A 15,202-nucleotide genomic window follows, 5' to 3' on the forward strand; every position below is an offset into this window, starting at 1 on the left:
AACTCTGCATCAGATTCGGCCATATCCTGTCAGCGGTCGCTTGGGGACGATCCAAAAGTGCGTTTTGGTTCATCCGGTTTTTGGGGTATTGCGTTCGGACCGTCCTGAACTTTCGGTGCCGGGGCACGCAACAAGTCGCGCAGAAACAGAGGTGCAAGACCGGACAACGGGTTCACCGACACTTTGGGCGAGGCCAGCGGACCCGTGAGCGTGTAGTTGAACCCAAAGACGCCCTCGCCCTTGCGCGTGAATACGCTGCCAACTGCGTTGAGGAGGTATATGGGCGAGATCGCTCCGCGCAGGTTCAGCAACCCGTTCACTGTATCGATGGTGCCGTCAAAAGAAAGGCCCATCGACGGCCCGACGGCACTGCCGCTGAGCACCTTGATATCTGTCGGAGTGATCCGCATCCGGCTGTCAATTGCCGCGAAAAAGATGCCCTGACCTGCCATTTCGTCCAACAGCCCCACAAGACTGATCGCATTCAGCAGGGCCGCCATGGCCGGGGCGTCGGTGATCCGCGTGTTGGTGATTTTCAGTATCACGTCATAGCTGCCAGGCGCAGCCACGGGCTCGAGCTTAAGGTTCATTTCACCGCCGCGCGCCTGTGTCAGAACCCCGGCCGAGCGCAGAACCGCACCCGCGTCTTGCGATGTCAGGTTAACGGCACTGCGGTTCCCTCTTGGGCTGACCTGCCCACTGACCGGCGCACCGCCATTGACCCGGGCGGTGAAGTTGCCGTTTATCCCCCCAGTTGTCTGAAATGCGCCCTGGAAGCCGCTGAGCGCGACGGTTTCAGTAACCTGAAGACGGTCCAGCTTCACGTCCAGCTTCGGTCCGGCGCTGCCTCCGCCGCCAGATCCGCTGCTTTCGCCAAAACTTGCGCGCCCCATGTCCAGCACGCCACCAAGAACCCGGATATCCGGGACGGCATTCCCACGTCCGATCAACTCTGCCGGGACCGCCAGCCAGTCGCCCAGATCAAAGGAGCTGAATCGAACTCGGTCATATTCACCGTTCTCACGAAACGTAATTGAGGCTGATGTGCGTAATCCCGCAGCATTTATGCGCAGGCTATCCACTTTCAGCTGCGATCCCAAAGTTGCTTCAGCTTTCAGGGATCCTGTCGAATTGGACCCTTTCCGCCAACCAAGCTCGGGTATCGCCAGCGCAACACCTTGCAAATCGGACGTAACGGACAGCTTCGGAGGAGGTCCGGCACCGAGACCCAAGGTGATATCCGCAATTCCTTTTCCGGTCAGCATACCCGGAGGCAGACCAGCTCCGATCTCGTCCATCAATCGGGGAGACAATTCGATCTGCCCGGTCAGAGTACTTCGCTGGGCGGATTTTCCATCTATCGGCTGCTGCCAGAGCGCCGTTAATGGCACGTCCCCAAACCGCCCTTGTCCCTGAATTTGAACGCCGGATTGATCACCCGAAAGATCCAGGAGATCAGCACTTACAGAAAAACCGGGCACCAACCTTTCACTGGAAAGGTTGGCCAGCTTGCCGTCGAAGTGAAATTGCACTTCAGGAAACTTTAGGCCTTTTTTCATCGGCAACGACAGCGTTCCCTCCAGAGACGCCGTTCCCTTAGCGACATCCACAGGCAACCCGGCTTTGCTGAGCAATTCAAGCGGTGGCCGGTCGAGCAGAGACAAGGCGGCTGTCACGCTCCCCTCGGCCCGGATACGCGCAATTGCAGGCGCGGATTTCTTGATATCCGTATCGGGTATGATGAAGGACGTTCCCGATGCATCCACCGCACCGCCATCATCGGCGACCACAACGCCTTTTTGAGCAGTGACCGTGAACCTTCTGTTGATCAGGCTGGCTTGTCCCTGCGCCTTTTCGATCGGCGGTAGCGTTTTGACAAACCTGACCTTCGCCTCTTCAAACCCGAAATCCAAGTAGAGATCCGGTTTCGATCCCGGCAACAAGCGCAAGGCGAAATCCATGTCGGACAGAACCCCTTCGTACAGGTTTTCTGTTACCCACTCTCGCGGTTTCGGGGCCAGTCGTTCGGGCCAGTAGCTGAGAACTTTGTCGGACGTCATCCGGTCCAGGTGTGCATCCAGCTCGACAGCCCAGCCATCCGGCCGTCCGTTCAGGACACCAAAGGCTCGCACCGTGTGACCCGGATCTTCGATGGTCATCTGACCCAGGCGTAGTTTGAACGGGTCGAACGCCATCTTGAAATCCAGACTGGCCCTCGACAATTGAATAGGCTGCGGAAACAGGTTTGCAGGGTTCACATTGATGCCGGACAGCCGCAGTTGTGCAGACAGGCTGTCCAGCACGCCATCTTCTGCGCCGTCCAGAAACGCCTTACCGTCTGCCTGCACCTCGCCCCAGGCCGAAACAATCGAAACTTCGTTGAAGTCCAGCATCTGCCCTTCGGGGTCATAAATGAAATACGTACGGGCGGATTCGAAGGGAACCGGACGGGTTTCCGGGTTTGGCTGTACGACCCCGGCCCCCAGATTGAGCGTTGCGTACAGGGTTCCGATTGTGCCGTCTTCATCGATACCACCCCGCAAGGCACCCGAAATCGGGGCCCGCAGAACCTGAAGCCAGGCAAGGGCGGGTGATTGACCTGCGATGTCCTCGGCCGGAAGGTCGGTGACCGAAATCCCGAATTGTGCGGCAGGCGTTCCCAGGACACTTGTATAGTTGGCTTCGATGGCGCTGACATAATCTCGCCCGGCCAGAACCGAGAACCCGGTCGCCAAACGCACTTCGTTATTGCTGCGATTGGCTTGAATATGGCCGCCGTCCAAAATCCAGGATCGCCCTTGCCGCAGATCGCGATAATCCAATGTGATCGCATCAAGCTCGACCGAGGTCAGCGCCGACAGGGCCGGAGACAGGAAAACCTGATCCGAAGCTTCGATCAGCTGCGCCAGGTTCGGCGCCTCTTGCACTGGTGTGCTGCCAGATCCAACTGTCAAGCTCAGCGCCCCGTCCTTGTTTCGGGTCACGGCGATCTGCGCACCGCTCAGAATGATCCGCTTGGGTCGGACATGACCCCGCAACAAGGGACGCATGGCCAGGCTGGCGCGCATGTCGGACACCTGCGCGATTTGCTGACCAGCCGCATCGCTGATGGCAACATCGGTCAGGCGCAGACGGGGGCGCCATCCTTCGTGAATGATGAAACTGACATCGCCAAACCGGATTTGCAGCCCGCCCAAGGCCTGTTCAAGCCGCGCCTCGACCCTGTCCCGCAGCCAGACAGGTGCGTGCATCCTTTGACCCACAAGCATGAAACCGGTGAACAAAGCCAGAAGCACCAGCACGAACGTGCCGCGCATAGCCCACAGACCAGCGGCCCGGCGGCGCGACCGACGGCGCACGGGCTTTTCCGGCTTTGCTCCATCGTCGTTTTCGTGCTGCTTCAATTTGCTACCCACGCCTTCCAACCCGCACGTGTTGCCCTATGATATCAGACAGCCTTTAAAAACCTTTAGCGGAGTTTCCAATGCCCGACGTTTCAGACATCGCCCCTGACTTCACTTTGCCGCGCGACGGCGGTGGCGAGGTGACGCTTTCGGCGTTGCGCGGTGGCACCGTGGTTCTGTTCTTCTACCCCCGCGATGATACGCCGGGCTGCACCAAGGAATCCATCGGTTTCTCGGAACAACTTCAGACCTTTGCGGATGCGGGCGCTCAAGTTTTCGGCATCTCGCGTGACAGCGTCGCCAAGCACGACAAATTCGTCGCTAAGCATGGGCTGACCACGCCGCTCTTGTCGGATGAGAACTCGACCGTCTGCGAGGATTACGGCGTGTGGGTCGAAAAGAACATGTATGGGCGCAAATCGATGGGGATTGAGCGTTCGACCTTCATCATCGACACTGAAGGCAAAATTGCCCGCGTCTGGCGCAAGGTCAAAGTTCCCGGTCACGTGGATGAGGTGTTGGAAGCCGTCCGCGCGCTGTAACCCCTCGACCGCAATCGCCATCCGGTCTATGAGCCGCGCGTGCAATCAGGTGGAGAAAAATGGTGTCCAAATCGCTGACGCAGATGGCGACCGAGGTTCTGACAACGGCGGACGGGCGGGAAAAGACCGCCCTGTCCAAACATCACGCCGCCGCGTGGTTCGCATCGCGCGCAGGCGACGCCCCCGCAATCGAAATCGGCACAGCGACACCACCTCTGCAACCTGCGCGCCCGGAACGGCCCGAGCTCCTGTCTCCACGCGAGGTGCCCAAGCGGAAACCGGGCACCGAGGCGGGCCGCATCGCTCTGTTGCACGCCGTCGCGCATATCGAGCTGAACGCGGTTGATCTGCATTGGGACATTATCGCCCGCTTTGGCCATGTCCCGATGCCAATCGGATTCTACGACGATTGGGTGAAATGCGCCGAAGAGGAATCACGCCATTTCGAGATGATCTGCGATTGTCTGGAACAGATGGGCAGCCATTATGGTGCCCTGCCCGCCCATGCGGGAATGTGGCGCGCCGCCGAAGATACCGCAGACGATCTGATGGGGCGATTGGCCGTTGTTCCCATGGTACTTGAAGCGCGCGGTCTGGACGTGACCCCCGGCATGATCGAGATATTTCGAAAGGCCAATGCCGAACAGGCCGTTGCCGCGCTCGAGGTGATCTATGCCGAAGAAGTTGGTCATGTCGCCTACGGATCCAAGTGGTTCCATTTCCTGTGCGGTCGTGAAAATGCCGATCCGAAGGATGTGTTTCACGCTCTGGTTCGGCAATACTTCCACGGCGTCCTGAAACCACCCTTCAACGAGGAAAAACGGGCCGAAGCCGGATTGCCACCCGACTTCTACTGGCCCCTGACGGAAGACCTGCCGGCGCCCGGCGAGGTCACAAACTGACACTTTTTTGTCAGTTTCGGCGATTTCCTGCCGATCCTCAGGGGGATTTCTGCGCTGTTTGCCGCAGACTGGTCAACAAACTTGCCCGAACGCGACCTGCGCTTTATGCAATCGGCCCAAGGGGCGGCAGGCACTCATAACCGGTCCCGATCTTGGGGATGAGAGGTAGGACGCGTGCGAACACGTCTGGCAATTAAGATACACTCCGTACTTGAACGGTACTTCCCGGAGCGCCGGGTCTTTTTGAAGTCTGACAAAGATACACGTTTCATCCGGCTCAACTCGGAAACTCAGGTAGCTGCGGTGGCCGGTGTTGCGGTCATGGTCGGCTGGACAGCCGTGGCAACTGCCATTCTTCTGATGGACAGCATCGGGTCAGGCAACTTCCGGGAACAGGCGAAACGCGACCAGGCCACGTATCAGGAACGTCTGAACATCCTGTCCGCTGAACGCGATGCACGCGCGCAGGAAGCCCTTGCCGCGCAGGATCGTTTCAACGCAGCGCTGGACCAGATTTCCGCGATGCAATCGGAACTTCTGGCCTCGGAAAACCGTCGGCGAGAACTTGAGACTGGGATCGAAGTCATCCAGACAACGCTGCGCACCACCATGAAACAGCGGGAAGACGCCCGGACTGAACTGGCGACACTGAAGCAGGAAACCAGTAACCCCGACATGTATGTTACGGCCTCCAGCGCCCCGGTGCAGATGGCCTTCATGACGGAAGCTCTGGCGCGTACGGCCGAGGAACGTGATCAGATCGCTACAAACGCCCAAGAGGCGTTGGATCAGCGGGATGATCTGGAGTTGGAAATCCGCCTAATGCAGGAACGCAGCGACGAGATTTTCCGCCAATTGGAAGAAGCCATGGTGATCTCAGTCGAACCGTTGGACAAAATGTTCCGTCAGGCGGGAATGCCAACAGATCGCATCATCGAAGAGGTCCGGCGCGGATATAGCGGTATGGGCGGTCCGCTGACCCCTTTATCCCTTAGCACGCGTGGCGAAGCGGAAGAACTGTCCGCCGACGAAGCCCGCGCGAACACACTGCTGCAGCAGATGGATCAACTGAACCTGTATCGACTTGCGGCGGAAAAAGCCCCCTTTGCCAATCCTGTACATTCTGCGGTGCGTTTCACCAGTGGCTACGGCACCCGGCGTGACCCTAAATCCGGTGGTCGCCGGATGCATAACGGTGTGGATTTTGCGGGACCACAAGGCACGGATATCTTTGCCACTGCAGATGGCGTCGTAAGCCACGCAGGCTGGCAATCCGGTTTCGGGCGGCTTGTAAAAATCAAGCATGCCTTTGGAATTGAGACACTTTACGCTCATAACACCAAGATCAACGTGAAGGTTGGTCAAAGGGTCTCGCGCGGGGATCATATTGCTGATATGGGTAGCACCGGACGGTCGACCGGCACGCATCTGCACTATGAGGTGCGCGTGAACGGAAAACCTGTAAACCCAATGACTTACATCAAGGCTGCGAGAAATGTTTTCTAAAAGCAAAATCAACGAGCCCGCATCCAAGGCACCTGAGGCGGCCAAACCTGCCGCTCCGGCGACCCCAGCGGCCCCTGCACCGACCGAGTCGAAGCCCGCAACCGCGCCCAAGCCCAAGCCACCGGCGTCGGTTCTGTCTTCGGATCTGCACATCACCGGCAACATCAAGACCTCCGGTGACATTCAGGTGGAAGGCACAGTCGAAGGCGACATCCGTGCTCATCTGCTGACGATTGGCGAATCCGCGACGATCAAAGGCGAAGTCACCGCAGATGACGTTGTGATCAACGGACGCATCGTTGGTCGAGTGCGTGGCCTCAAGGTGCGACTGACTTCGACCGCCCGCGTCGAAGGCGACATCATCCACAAAACCATCGCCATCGAAAGCGGCGCGCATTTCGAAGGGTCTGTACAGCGCCAGGACGATCCGCTGAACCCGGGCCGCAGCGCCAAAGCCGGATCGAACCCGGCGGCAGACGTCAAACAATAATTCGACCTCTCAGGTCAAACCCGAGACGCCGCAGGGACACCCGCGGCGTCTTTTTTTGAGGAAACTACTTTCCCGTGAAACTGGTTTTGATCCCGCCGGGATCACGCTAGGTTCGAGCCATGTTGGTTTTTTTGACACTTGTCGCGCTAATCGCTGTCGGTGTGGCTTATTACTTTTGGTCGAAACAACAGGCGCGCCGCGCCCTGTTGGCCGCGCCGTTGAGCGAAAAGCAACGGCACCTAATCGACGCTCAGGTCCCGATCCTGCGGAAGCTGCCGCATGACTTGCGCGCCAAGCTGGAAGGCAAGGTCAACTTGTTTCTGGATCAGGTCGAGTTCATCGGGTGTGACGGTCTGGACGTTACCGAAGACATGCAGATGTCCATCGCCGCGCAAGCCTGTCTGCTGGTGGTGAATACCCAGCTTTGGTACGACAACCTGACCACCATCCTGATCTACCCCAGCGCTTTCAAATCCAGACAGAGCCGCCACAGCGGTTACGTCGTCACCGAGAAGGAAATCGTGCGTACAGGGGAAAGCTGGAACCGCGGCCCGGTAATCCTGTCCTGGGCGCATAGCCAGCGCGGGGCCATGAACGATCACGACGGGCAAAACGTTGTCTTTCACGAATTCGCCCACCAGATCGACGATCTGACGGGGTCGGCAAACGGGGTGCCCGTACTCAGCGAAAATCAGAGCTTTTCAGAGTGGGAGGCCGCGTTTCTGACGGCCTATGACGCGCATGTACACGCCGTCGAAACAGGGCACCCAACGGTAATTGATCCCTATGGCGCGGAAGGGCACGAGGAGTTTTTTGCGGTTTCGGTTGAAGTGTTCTTTGAGCGCCCCAAGGCGCTGCGCAACTCTGATCCGGACGTGTACAAGCAGTTGTCAAAGCTCTTCCGACTGGATCCTGCGCAATGGCACTGATCGCTATTTGCCCCAGCTGAAAGGGCATGCCGGAAATTCACCGTTTGCCTAAATTTAACAACAGCTAATTTTTGAATTACACTTAACCTCATTGCATTGTGGAGGAAATTTCATGTCATCAAAACTACTTGCCGAGTTCTTCGGCACCTTCTGGCTGGTTCTCGGGGGTTGCGGCAGTGCCGTATTGGCAGCAGGCGTTGCGGATGTTGGAATCGGGTGGCTTGGGGTATCCTTCGCCTTCGGCCTGACGGTTCTGACAATGGCTTACACGGTTGGCCATATCTCGGGCGGTCACTTCAATCCGGCGGTCAGCCTGGGTTTGATGATTGGCGGGCGGTTTCCGGCCAAAGATCTGCTGCCCTACTGGATCGCACAGGTCATCGGAGCAATCGCCGCCGCAGTGGTTTTGTATCTGATCATCAGCGGTGCGCCCGATTTCACTGGCGTCGGAGGGTTTGCGTCCAACGGATATGGTGAGGCGTCACCCGGCGGGTATTCACTTATGTCTGCTCTGGTGATCGAGATTGTGATGACCGCTTTCTTCATCCTGATCATTCTGGGCGCGACCTCGGACAAGGCCCCCGCCGGTTTCGCCCCTATTGCCATCGGTCTGGCGCTGACCCTGATCCACCTGATATCGATTCCGGTAACCAATACCTCGGTCAATCCGGCCCGTTCCACCGGAGTTGCCCTGTTTGCCGACGGTCCTGCCCTTGCGCAGCTGTGGCTGTTCTGGGTCGCACCGCTGATTGGCGCCGCTGTCGGAGCGGTCATCTGGAAGGCGATGTCCCCGGACGACTGATATCAATGAGAGCAGGATTTTTTCCGCTCCTACAACAAACAAGCTATCCTCTCGTTATTCTTGGCCGCATCGCTGCCCCGGGATCAATGGGAGGATACAATGAAGACACTTACCGCAACTTTTGTTCTGGGCTGCTTCGCCACGGCAAGTTGGGCCGAAAATTCCTGGCTGAGTATTCCGCCTTCACCAGTGATGCCCGCAGCCATCACGTCCGGCACGACTGAAATTAACGGCATCGATATGTACTATGCGACCTACGGCGTTGATGAAGGCACGCCGATCCTGTTGATTCACGGCGGTCTGGCGCATGGCGATATTTGGGCCGCGCAGGTTGCGGATCTGGCCAAAGACCATGCCGTGATCGTTGCGGATACACGCGGGCACGGACGATCGACAAATGATGGCAGCACCTATTCCTATGAGTTGCTATCGCAGGATTACCTGGCGCTGTTGGATCATCTGAACATTGATCAGGTGCATCTTGTCGGTTGGTCCGACGGGGCCAATATCGGTTATGCGATCTCAACCACAAACCCGGATCGGCTGGCCAGTCACTTTGCCCATGCGGGAAATGTAACACTGGACGGGATTGATCCTACGGTGGAAACCAACCCGGTCTTTGGCACTTATGTCGGCATGATGGCCGAAGATTATGCAGCCATGTCACCCACGCCTGACGGGTTCGAGGCTTTTCTGGGCGGAGTTGCCGCCATGTGGGGCACGGAAAAACCCGGAGGTTTGGAGGCGTTGTCTACGGTCACGGTCCCGACGCTGGTCGTTCAAAGCGCTCATGACGAAGCCATTCTGATGGAGCATTCACAAGCGATTGCCGATTCTATTCCGGGGGCCGAGTTGCTTGTTCTGGAAGATGTCAGCCACTTTGCCTCTTTTCAGAAACCAGATGCCTATACCCAGGCCGTCCGTGACTTTATCGATCAATAGACCAACGAAAAAGCCCGGCGCTGAAGCCGGGCTAAATCATCTTATTCGGTAACCGTGACTTTTTTCATCACATCCGGCGCGCCGATAATCGCACCGTTCTGACCGGCGCCTCGCTTGATCGCGTCCACCACGTCCATACCATCGGTCACCTGACCGACGACGGTATACTCGCCATCCAGAAACGGGCCGGGTTCGAACATGATGAAGAATTGCGAATTGGCCGAGTCCGGATTCTTCGAACGGGCCATGCCAACCACACCGCGGTCAAAGGTGACGTCGGAAAACTCGGCTGGCAGATCGGGGCGGTCGGATCCGCCGCGCCCGGCGTAGCGCATGTCGAACCCACCAGCGCTGGAATTACCATATTCCACATCGCCGGTTTGCGCCATGAAGCCTTCGATCACGCGGTGGAATACAACGCCATCGTATTGACCGTCAGCGGCCAGAGCGGTGATCTGTTCCACATGTTTGGGCGCGACATCCTCGAACAGGTCGATGGAGATCGTACCATTGGCCCCTTCCCCTTCGACCTCAATCTGCAAACCGCTGGCCAGCGCAGGGCTTGCCAGCACGGCAAAGGCTGCGGCCAGCTTATGCATCTGCGGCCACCTTGACACTGATCATGCGATCCGGGTTCGCAGGCGGCTCACCACGTACGATGGCATCTACGTGCTCCATGCCGTCGATGACCCGGCCATAAACGGTGTACTGACCGTTCAGGAAGTGGTTGTCCTTGAAGTTGATGAAGAACTGCGAGTTGGCCGAATCCGGGTTCTGCGACCGTGCGGCGCCCAGGGTGCCGCGATCATGGGGCAGTTTGGAAAACTCTGCCGGAACGTTTGGCAGCGACGAACCGCCGGTTCCTGCCATGCGCAGGTTGAACCCGTCTTCCATATCGCCATGCTGCACGTCGCCGGTTTGCGCCATGAAACCATCGATCACACGGTGAAAGGCCACGTTGTCGTACTCGCCAGCCCGGGCCAGTTCTTTCATCCGGGCGCTGTGCTGAGGCGCCACATCGGGCAGCAGTTCGATGACGACATTGCCGTCTTTCAGCTCAACGATGATTGTGTTTTCGGGATCCTTGATGTCGGCCATGAGGCCCTCCTGTCGTTTAGTCTTGCGCAAATACCTATTCTCCGGGCGCACGAATGCCAAGTGACGCATTGACCTGAGGGCAAAATGCAGGAAAAGAACCGCCTAAATCATTTGCAAATGACGAGGATTGCGCGATGGGCTGGAAAACGCTGGACGACATGGACCTGAACGGTAAACGCGTGCTGGTGCGCGTGGATATCAACGTGCCCGTCGTTGACGGCGTTGTAACCGACGCCACCCGTATCCAGCGGATCGCGCCCACTGTACGCGACATTCTGGCCGCAGGTGGCAAACCGATCCTTTTGGCCCATTTCGGCCGCCCCGGCGGAGAGCGGCGCGAAAACCTGTCCCTGAAGCAACTGATTCCGACTCTGGAAAACGCTTTCGGCGTGCAGGTCCTGTTTGCCGCCGACTGTGTTGGCACCGAAGCCGAACTGGCCGCAGAAGCACTGCGGCCCGGTCAGGTGCTGCTTCTGGAGAACACACGCTTTCACGCCTCAGAAACCAAAAACGACGCCGATCTGGCCGCAGGCATGGCCAATCTGGGCGAAGTTTATTGCAACGACGCTTTTTCGGCAGCACACCGCGCCCATAGCTCGACCGAGGCCATTGCACGTCTGCTGCCCGCTTGTGCCGGTCGTCTGATGCAGGCTGAACTGCAAGCGCTGGAAAGCGCGTTGGGCGCACCCAAACGTCCCGTGACGGCGGTTGTGGGCGGTGCAAAAGTTTCGACCAAGCTGGAACTGCTGGGCAACCTGATCGACAAAGTGGATTATCTGGTGATCGGTGGTGGCATGGCGAATACGTTTCTGGTCGCCCAAGGCATCGGCGTTGGCAAGTCGCTGGCCGAGACTGCGATGAAGGACACGGCGGCCGAGATTTTGGCCAAGGCCGAAAGCTCTGGCTGTCAGATCGTTCTGCCACGTGACGTTGTGGTGGCCGAGAAATTCGAAGCCAACGCGCCGCATCAGGTTCTGCCCGCAGACCAATGCCCCGAGGATGGCATGATCCTGGACGCCGGTCCTGAAAGTGTCGCCGTGATCACCGAGATCTTCGACAAAAGTCAGACCCTGATCTGGAATGGTCCGCTGGGTGCGTTCGAACTGGAACCGTTCGACGCCGCCACCAATGCCGCCGCGTTGAAAGCAGCGGCTCTCAGCCGTTCGGGCCAGCTGATTTCAGTCGCGGGAGGGGGAGACACCGTTGCAGCCCTGAACGCTTCGGGTGCCGCCAAAGACTTCACCTACATCTCGACCGCAGGTGGCGCGTTCCTGGAATGGATGGAAGGCAAGACCCTTCCCGGTGTTGCCGCGCTGGATCATTAAGCGTCACTGACCGCCTTTGGTCGCCTGAAATGGTTCATGGTATTATCCCCTTTTGAACGGGGGTTTTTACCGTGAAACCAATTTGTCTTCTTGTCCTTTTCATGCTGCCCTGCTCTGCCGCAGCTCAATCCAGCTGCGGTGGTCAGACCCAACTTGACGCCAGTTTCTGCAACAAGGAACTGTCGGGGGGCGGTAGCGCTGCGCCGATGTTTTACTGGACCTGTATGAAAGAGCAGACCGTCGCGCAAATTCAGTTACTGCAAGCGTGACGCTGATCGACGCCCGAATACGCACAAAATACTGATCAAAAAATCGAATCAGGGGATTCACAACCCGAATCACCTGTGACATAGTGCGATCAGATGCCCGGAAAGGGCACGTTTTTGAGGCAAGTTTTCATACGGCGGTAAACAGAGTGTCCCGTTCCCATCGGCCCGGTTTGGGCTCAGTCGTCTTCTTCTCGGTGGCTTTCATGCTGGGTGTGTATTTCACCTTTGCTGCCGTGCAAGGTGACTATGGCCTGTTCCGGCGGGTCGAAATTGCGGCGGAACGGGACGCCCTGTCACGCGATCTGGAAAAGCTGAATGCCGAGATCGCCGAAATGGAAAACCTGACCCGGCGCCTGTCCGACACCTATCTGGATCTTGACCTGCTGGACCAGCAAGCACGTTCGGTTCTGGGTATGATCCGGGCCGATGAAATTGTAATCCGCTGATCAATTTTAGTCGCCGGAATTCCTCGGTGCATCGAAGCAGTGCCTGGTTTTTCGGCTAAGCTGCGCGTGCCCGAACGCTGCGTCACATTTCCCCTCGCCAGAAAGCCCTAAATGCTTTATGAGATAGTTTAACGCTAAACTATCTTGCCGAAAGGGGGAGATCGCCACTATGGCTGCGCGAAAAACCACAAAGAAACCAAATGTTTCTGCGGAAGAACTCAAGACATACTACCGCGAGATGCTTCTGATCCGTCGATTCGAGGAAAAGGCCGGCCAGCTTTACGGCATGGGCCTGATCGGCGGGTTCTGCCACCTTTACATCGGACAAGAGGCGGTTGTTGTTGGGCTCGAAGCGGCGGCCAAGGAAGGCGACAAGCGCATCACCTCGTACCGCGACCACGGCCACATGCTGGCTTGCGGCATGGACCCCGGCGGCGTGATGGCCGAACTGACCGGGCGTGAAGGCGGCCTGTCCAAAGGCAAAGGCGGCTCAATGCATATGTTCTCGAAAGAGAAGCATTTCTACGGCGGTCACGGCATCGTTGGTGCGCAGGTTCCACTAGGCGCTGGTCTGGCTTTTGCCGACAAGTACAAAGAAAATGGCGGTGTGACCTTTACCTATTTCGGTGACGGTGCTGCGAACCAGGGCCAGGTCTACGAGACCTTCAACATGGCGGCCCTATGGGATCTTCCGGTCGTGTTCGTCATTGAGAACAACCAATATGCCATGGGCACCGCGCAGGCGCGTTCAACCTCAACGCAGGATATCTACGTCCGTGGTGAGGCCTTCGGCATCCCCGGTGAAATCGTCAATGGCATGGATGTGCTGGCGGTCAAAGCCGCCGGTGAAAAGGCCGTCGCTCACTGCCGGGCGGGCAAAGGCCCATACATCCTTGAGGTCAAAACCTACCGCTATCGTGGCCACTCGATGTCTGACCCGGCCAAGTATCGCACCCGCGAAGAGGTTCAGAAGGTCCGTGAACAAAGCGACCCGATCGAACATGTGCGCGAACTTCTGCTGACGGGCAAACACGCCACCGAAGATGACCTGAAAGCGATCGACAAAGAGATCAAGGAGGTCGTCAATCAGGCCGCCGAATTCTCGAAAGAAAGCCCTGAGCCTGCTGTCGAAGAGCTCTGGACCGACATTTACGCCTGAGAGGACGAATAAGACATGGCAACCGAAATTCTCATGCCCGCCCTTTCGCCTACGATGGAAGAGGGCACGCTGGCCAAATGGCTGGTTAAGGAAGGCGACACCGTATCCTCGGGTGATATCATGGCCGAGATCGAAACCGACAAGGCGACGATGGAATTCGAAGCTGTCGATGAAGGCATCGTCGGCAAGATCCTGATCGCGGAAGGCACAGAAGGGGTCAAAGTGAACACCCCAATCGCTGTGCTGGTTGAAGAGGGTGAAGACGCCTCCGCCCTGCCCGCGGCTGCGCCTGCAGCCGCCGCGGTGGCCGAGGCCGCCCCTGCGGCGGTTGAGGCCCCCGCTCCCGCCGCTGCACCTGCCGCGCCGGTCGTCGATCTGTCGCCGGACTGGCCCGCCGATGCCGAGATGAAATCCGAGACCGTGCGCGAAGCTCTGCGCGATGCGATGGCCGAAGAGATGCGCAGCGACGAAGATGTCTATCTGATGGGCGAAGAAGTCGCCGAATATCAGGGGGCATATAAAATCTCGCAAGGTCTGCTGGACGAATTCGGCCCCAAACGCGTGATCGACACGCCGATCACGGAACATGGCTTTGCTGGTATCGCGGTCGGTTCGGCCTTTGGTGGGCTGAAACCGATAGTCGAGTTCATGACCTTCAACTTCGCCATGCAGGCGATTGACCACATCATCAACTCGGCAGCCAAAACGCTTTATATGTCAGGTGGTCAGATGGGCTGCCCAATTGTGTTCCGTGGTCCCAACGGTGCCGCCGCCCGCGTGGCCGCCCAGCACTCGCAGGACTACGCCGCGTGGTATATGCAGATCCCCGGTCTGAAAGTCGTCATGCCCTATTCGGCGGCGGATGCAAAAGGTCTGCTGAAATCGGCGATCCGTGATCCCAACCCGGTGATCTTCCTGGAAAACGAAATCCTCTACGGTCGGTCCTTCGACATGCCGCAGGTGGATGATCTGACCATTCCGCTGGGCAAGGCGCGCATCTGGCGCGAGGGTTCGGACGTGACCATTGTCAGCTTCGGCATCGGCATGCAATACGCACTGGAAGCCGCGGACAAGCTGGCCGAAGAAGGCATCAGCGCCGAGGTGATCGACCTGCGCACTATTCGTCCAATGGACACTGGCGCGATCATCAACTCGGTGATGAAAACCAACCGTCTGGTGACAGTCGAAGAAGGCTGGCCGCAAGGCTCGGTCGGCAGCTACATCTCTTCGGTCGTGATGCAGGAAGCGTTCGATTACCTCGACGCCCCGGTCATCAACTGCACCGGCAAAGATGTTCCGATGCCCTACGCCGCGAACCTCGAAAAGCTGGCGCTGATCACCACGGATGAGGTGATTGCAGCCGTCAAACAAGTGACCTACCGGTAAGG

Annotated in this window: 14 protein-coding genes; 11 read left to right on the plus strand and 3 right to left on the minus strand. The window is 58.1% G+C overall.

Annotated features, from left to right (window positions below; translation table 11 throughout):
• Positions 1–29: 29 nt before the first annotated feature.
• Positions 30–3,404 carry a YhdP family protein gene (locus ACR0K5_RS08530; protein WP_480629261.1) on the minus strand — a complete coding sequence of 1,125 codons (3,375 nt, stop codon included), beginning with the start codon at positions 3,402–3,404 and terminating at the stop codon, positions 30–32.
• A gap of 80 nt (positions 3,405–3,484) precedes the next feature.
• Between ACR0K5_RS08530 and ACR0K5_RS08535 the strand changes: the two genes are divergently transcribed.
• The 7 genes from ACR0K5_RS08535 (at position 3,485) to ACR0K5_RS08565 (ending at position 9,517) form a co-directional block, all read left to right on the plus strand.
• The gene (locus ACR0K5_RS08535) at positions 3,485–3,946 is read left to right on the plus strand and encodes a peroxiredoxin (protein ID WP_480629262.1); all 462 of its coding nucleotides are present in this window, start codon (positions 3,485–3,487) and stop codon (positions 3,944–3,946) included.
• Positions 3,947–4,005: 59 nt separating this feature from the next.
• Complete coding sequence (locus tag ACR0K5_RS08540; protein WP_480629263.1) at positions 4,006–4,848, plus strand: ferritin-like domain-containing protein; 843 nt, start codon at positions 4,006–4,008, stop codon at positions 4,846–4,848.
• Between the two features lie 174 nt (positions 4,849–5,022).
• On the plus strand, positions 5,023–6,354 hold the full coding sequence (locus tag ACR0K5_RS08545; protein ID WP_480629264.1) for a DUF5930 domain-containing protein: 1,332 nt from the start codon (positions 5,023–5,025) through the stop codon (positions 6,352–6,354).
• A complete protein-coding gene (locus ACR0K5_RS08550) occupies positions 6,344–6,844 on the plus strand; it encodes a bactofilin family protein (protein WP_117868644.1) in 501 nt (166 codons plus the stop codon). Before ACR0K5_RS08545 ends, ACR0K5_RS08550 begins: the two co-directional genes overlap by 11 nt.
• 119 nt (positions 6,845–6,963) lie before the next feature.
• A complete protein-coding gene (locus ACR0K5_RS08555) occupies positions 6,964–7,773 on the plus strand; it encodes a M90 family metallopeptidase (protein WP_480629265.1) in 810 nt (269 codons plus the stop codon).
• 112 nt (positions 7,774–7,885) lie between these two features.
• Positions 7,886–8,575, plus strand: a complete 690-nt coding sequence (gene aqpZ, locus ACR0K5_RS08560) for an aquaporin Z (protein WP_480629266.1) — start codon at positions 7,886–7,888, stop codon at positions 8,573–8,575.
• A 99-nt stretch (positions 8,576–8,674) separates the two neighbouring features.
• Complete coding sequence (locus tag ACR0K5_RS08565) at positions 8,675–9,517, plus strand: alpha/beta fold hydrolase (RefSeq protein WP_480629267.1); 843 nt, start codon at positions 8,675–8,677, stop codon at positions 9,515–9,517.
• Positions 9,518–9,558: 41 nt separating this feature from the next.
• Here ACR0K5_RS08565 and ACR0K5_RS08570 read toward each other — a convergent pair whose 3' ends face one another.
• Together ACR0K5_RS08570 and ACR0K5_RS08575 are read right to left on the minus strand one after the other, a co-directional pair.
• Positions 9,559–10,116 carry a peptidylprolyl isomerase gene (locus tag ACR0K5_RS08570; RefSeq protein ID WP_480629268.1) on the minus strand — a complete coding sequence of 186 codons (558 nt, stop codon included), beginning with the start codon at positions 10,114–10,116 and terminating at the stop codon, positions 9,559–9,561.
• Positions 10,109–10,615 carry a peptidylprolyl isomerase gene (locus tag ACR0K5_RS08575; protein ID WP_480629269.1) on the minus strand — a complete coding sequence of 169 codons (507 nt, stop codon included), beginning with the start codon at positions 10,613–10,615 and terminating at the stop codon, positions 10,109–10,111. The genes ACR0K5_RS08570 and ACR0K5_RS08575 overlap by 8 nt, the downstream gene beginning before the upstream one ends.
• A 134-nt stretch (positions 10,616–10,749) precedes the next feature.
• On the opposite strand from ACR0K5_RS08575, the gene ACR0K5_RS08580 reads away from it, so the two are divergent.
• From ACR0K5_RS08580 to ACR0K5_RS08595, 4 genes are all read left to right on the plus strand, one after another.
• Positions 10,750–11,940: a phosphoglycerate kinase gene (locus ACR0K5_RS08580; RefSeq protein WP_480629270.1), complete on the plus strand. Its 1,191-nt coding sequence runs from the start codon at positions 10,750–10,752 to the stop codon at positions 11,938–11,940.
• A 415-nt stretch (positions 11,941–12,355) separates the two neighbouring features.
• Entirely contained in the window at positions 12,356–12,655 is a 300-nt protein-coding gene (locus ACR0K5_RS08585; protein WP_480629271.1) for an FtsB family cell division protein, read from the plus strand.
• Between the two features lie 169 nt (positions 12,656–12,824).
• A complete protein-coding gene (gene pdhA, locus ACR0K5_RS08590; protein WP_480629272.1) occupies positions 12,825–13,814 on the plus strand; it encodes a pyruvate dehydrogenase (acetyl-transferring) E1 component subunit alpha in 990 nt (329 codons plus the stop codon).
• A gap of 15 nt (positions 13,815–13,829) precedes the next feature.
• On the plus strand, positions 13,830–15,200 hold the full coding sequence (locus tag ACR0K5_RS08595; RefSeq protein ID WP_480629273.1) for a pyruvate dehydrogenase complex E1 component subunit beta: 1,371 nt from the start codon (positions 13,830–13,832) through the stop codon (positions 15,198–15,200).
• Positions 15,201–15,202: the final 2 nt, after the last annotated feature.

This window comes from Ruegeria sp. AB9 (genome assembly GCF_056542585.1).

Bases quoted from the DNA above. Each gene is read 5' to 3' on its own strand.
- pdhA (WP_480629272.1), top strand. From the start codon at position 12,825: ATGGCTGCGCGAAAAACCACAAAGAAACCAAATGTTTCTGCGGAAGAA.
- ACR0K5_RS08595 (WP_480629273.1), top strand. From the start codon at position 13,830: ATGGCAACCGAAATTCTCATGCCCGCCCTTTCGCCTACGATGGAAGAG.
- ACR0K5_RS08575 (WP_480629269.1), bottom strand. From the start codon at position 10,615: ATGGCCGACATCAAGGATCCCGAAAACACAATCATCGTTGAGCTGAAA.
- ACR0K5_RS08565 (WP_480629267.1), top strand. From the start codon at position 8,675: ATGAAGACACTTACCGCAACTTTTGTTCTGGGCTGCTTCGCCACGGCA.
- ACR0K5_RS08555 (WP_480629265.1), top strand. From the start codon at position 6,964: ATGTTGGTTTTTTTGACACTTGTCGCGCTAATCGCTGTCGGTGTGGCT.
- aqpZ (WP_480629266.1), top strand. From the start codon at position 7,886: ATGTCATCAAAACTACTTGCCGAGTTCTTCGGCACCTTCTGGCTGGTT.
- ACR0K5_RS08535 (WP_480629262.1), top strand. From the start codon at position 3,485: ATGCCCGACGTTTCAGACATCGCCCCTGACTTCACTTTGCCGCGCGAC.
- ACR0K5_RS08540 (WP_480629263.1), top strand. From the start codon at position 4,006: ATGGTGTCCAAATCGCTGACGCAGATGGCGACCGAGGTTCTGACAACG.
- ACR0K5_RS08580 (WP_480629270.1), top strand. From the start codon at position 10,750: ATGGGCTGGAAAACGCTGGACGACATGGACCTGAACGGTAAACGCGTG.
- ACR0K5_RS08550 (WP_117868644.1), top strand. From the start codon at position 6,344: ATGTTTTCTAAAAGCAAAATCAACGAGCCCGCATCCAAGGCACCTGAG.
- ACR0K5_RS08570 (WP_480629268.1), bottom strand. From the start codon at position 10,116: ATGCATAAGCTGGCCGCAGCCTTTGCCGTGCTGGCAAGCCCTGCGCTG.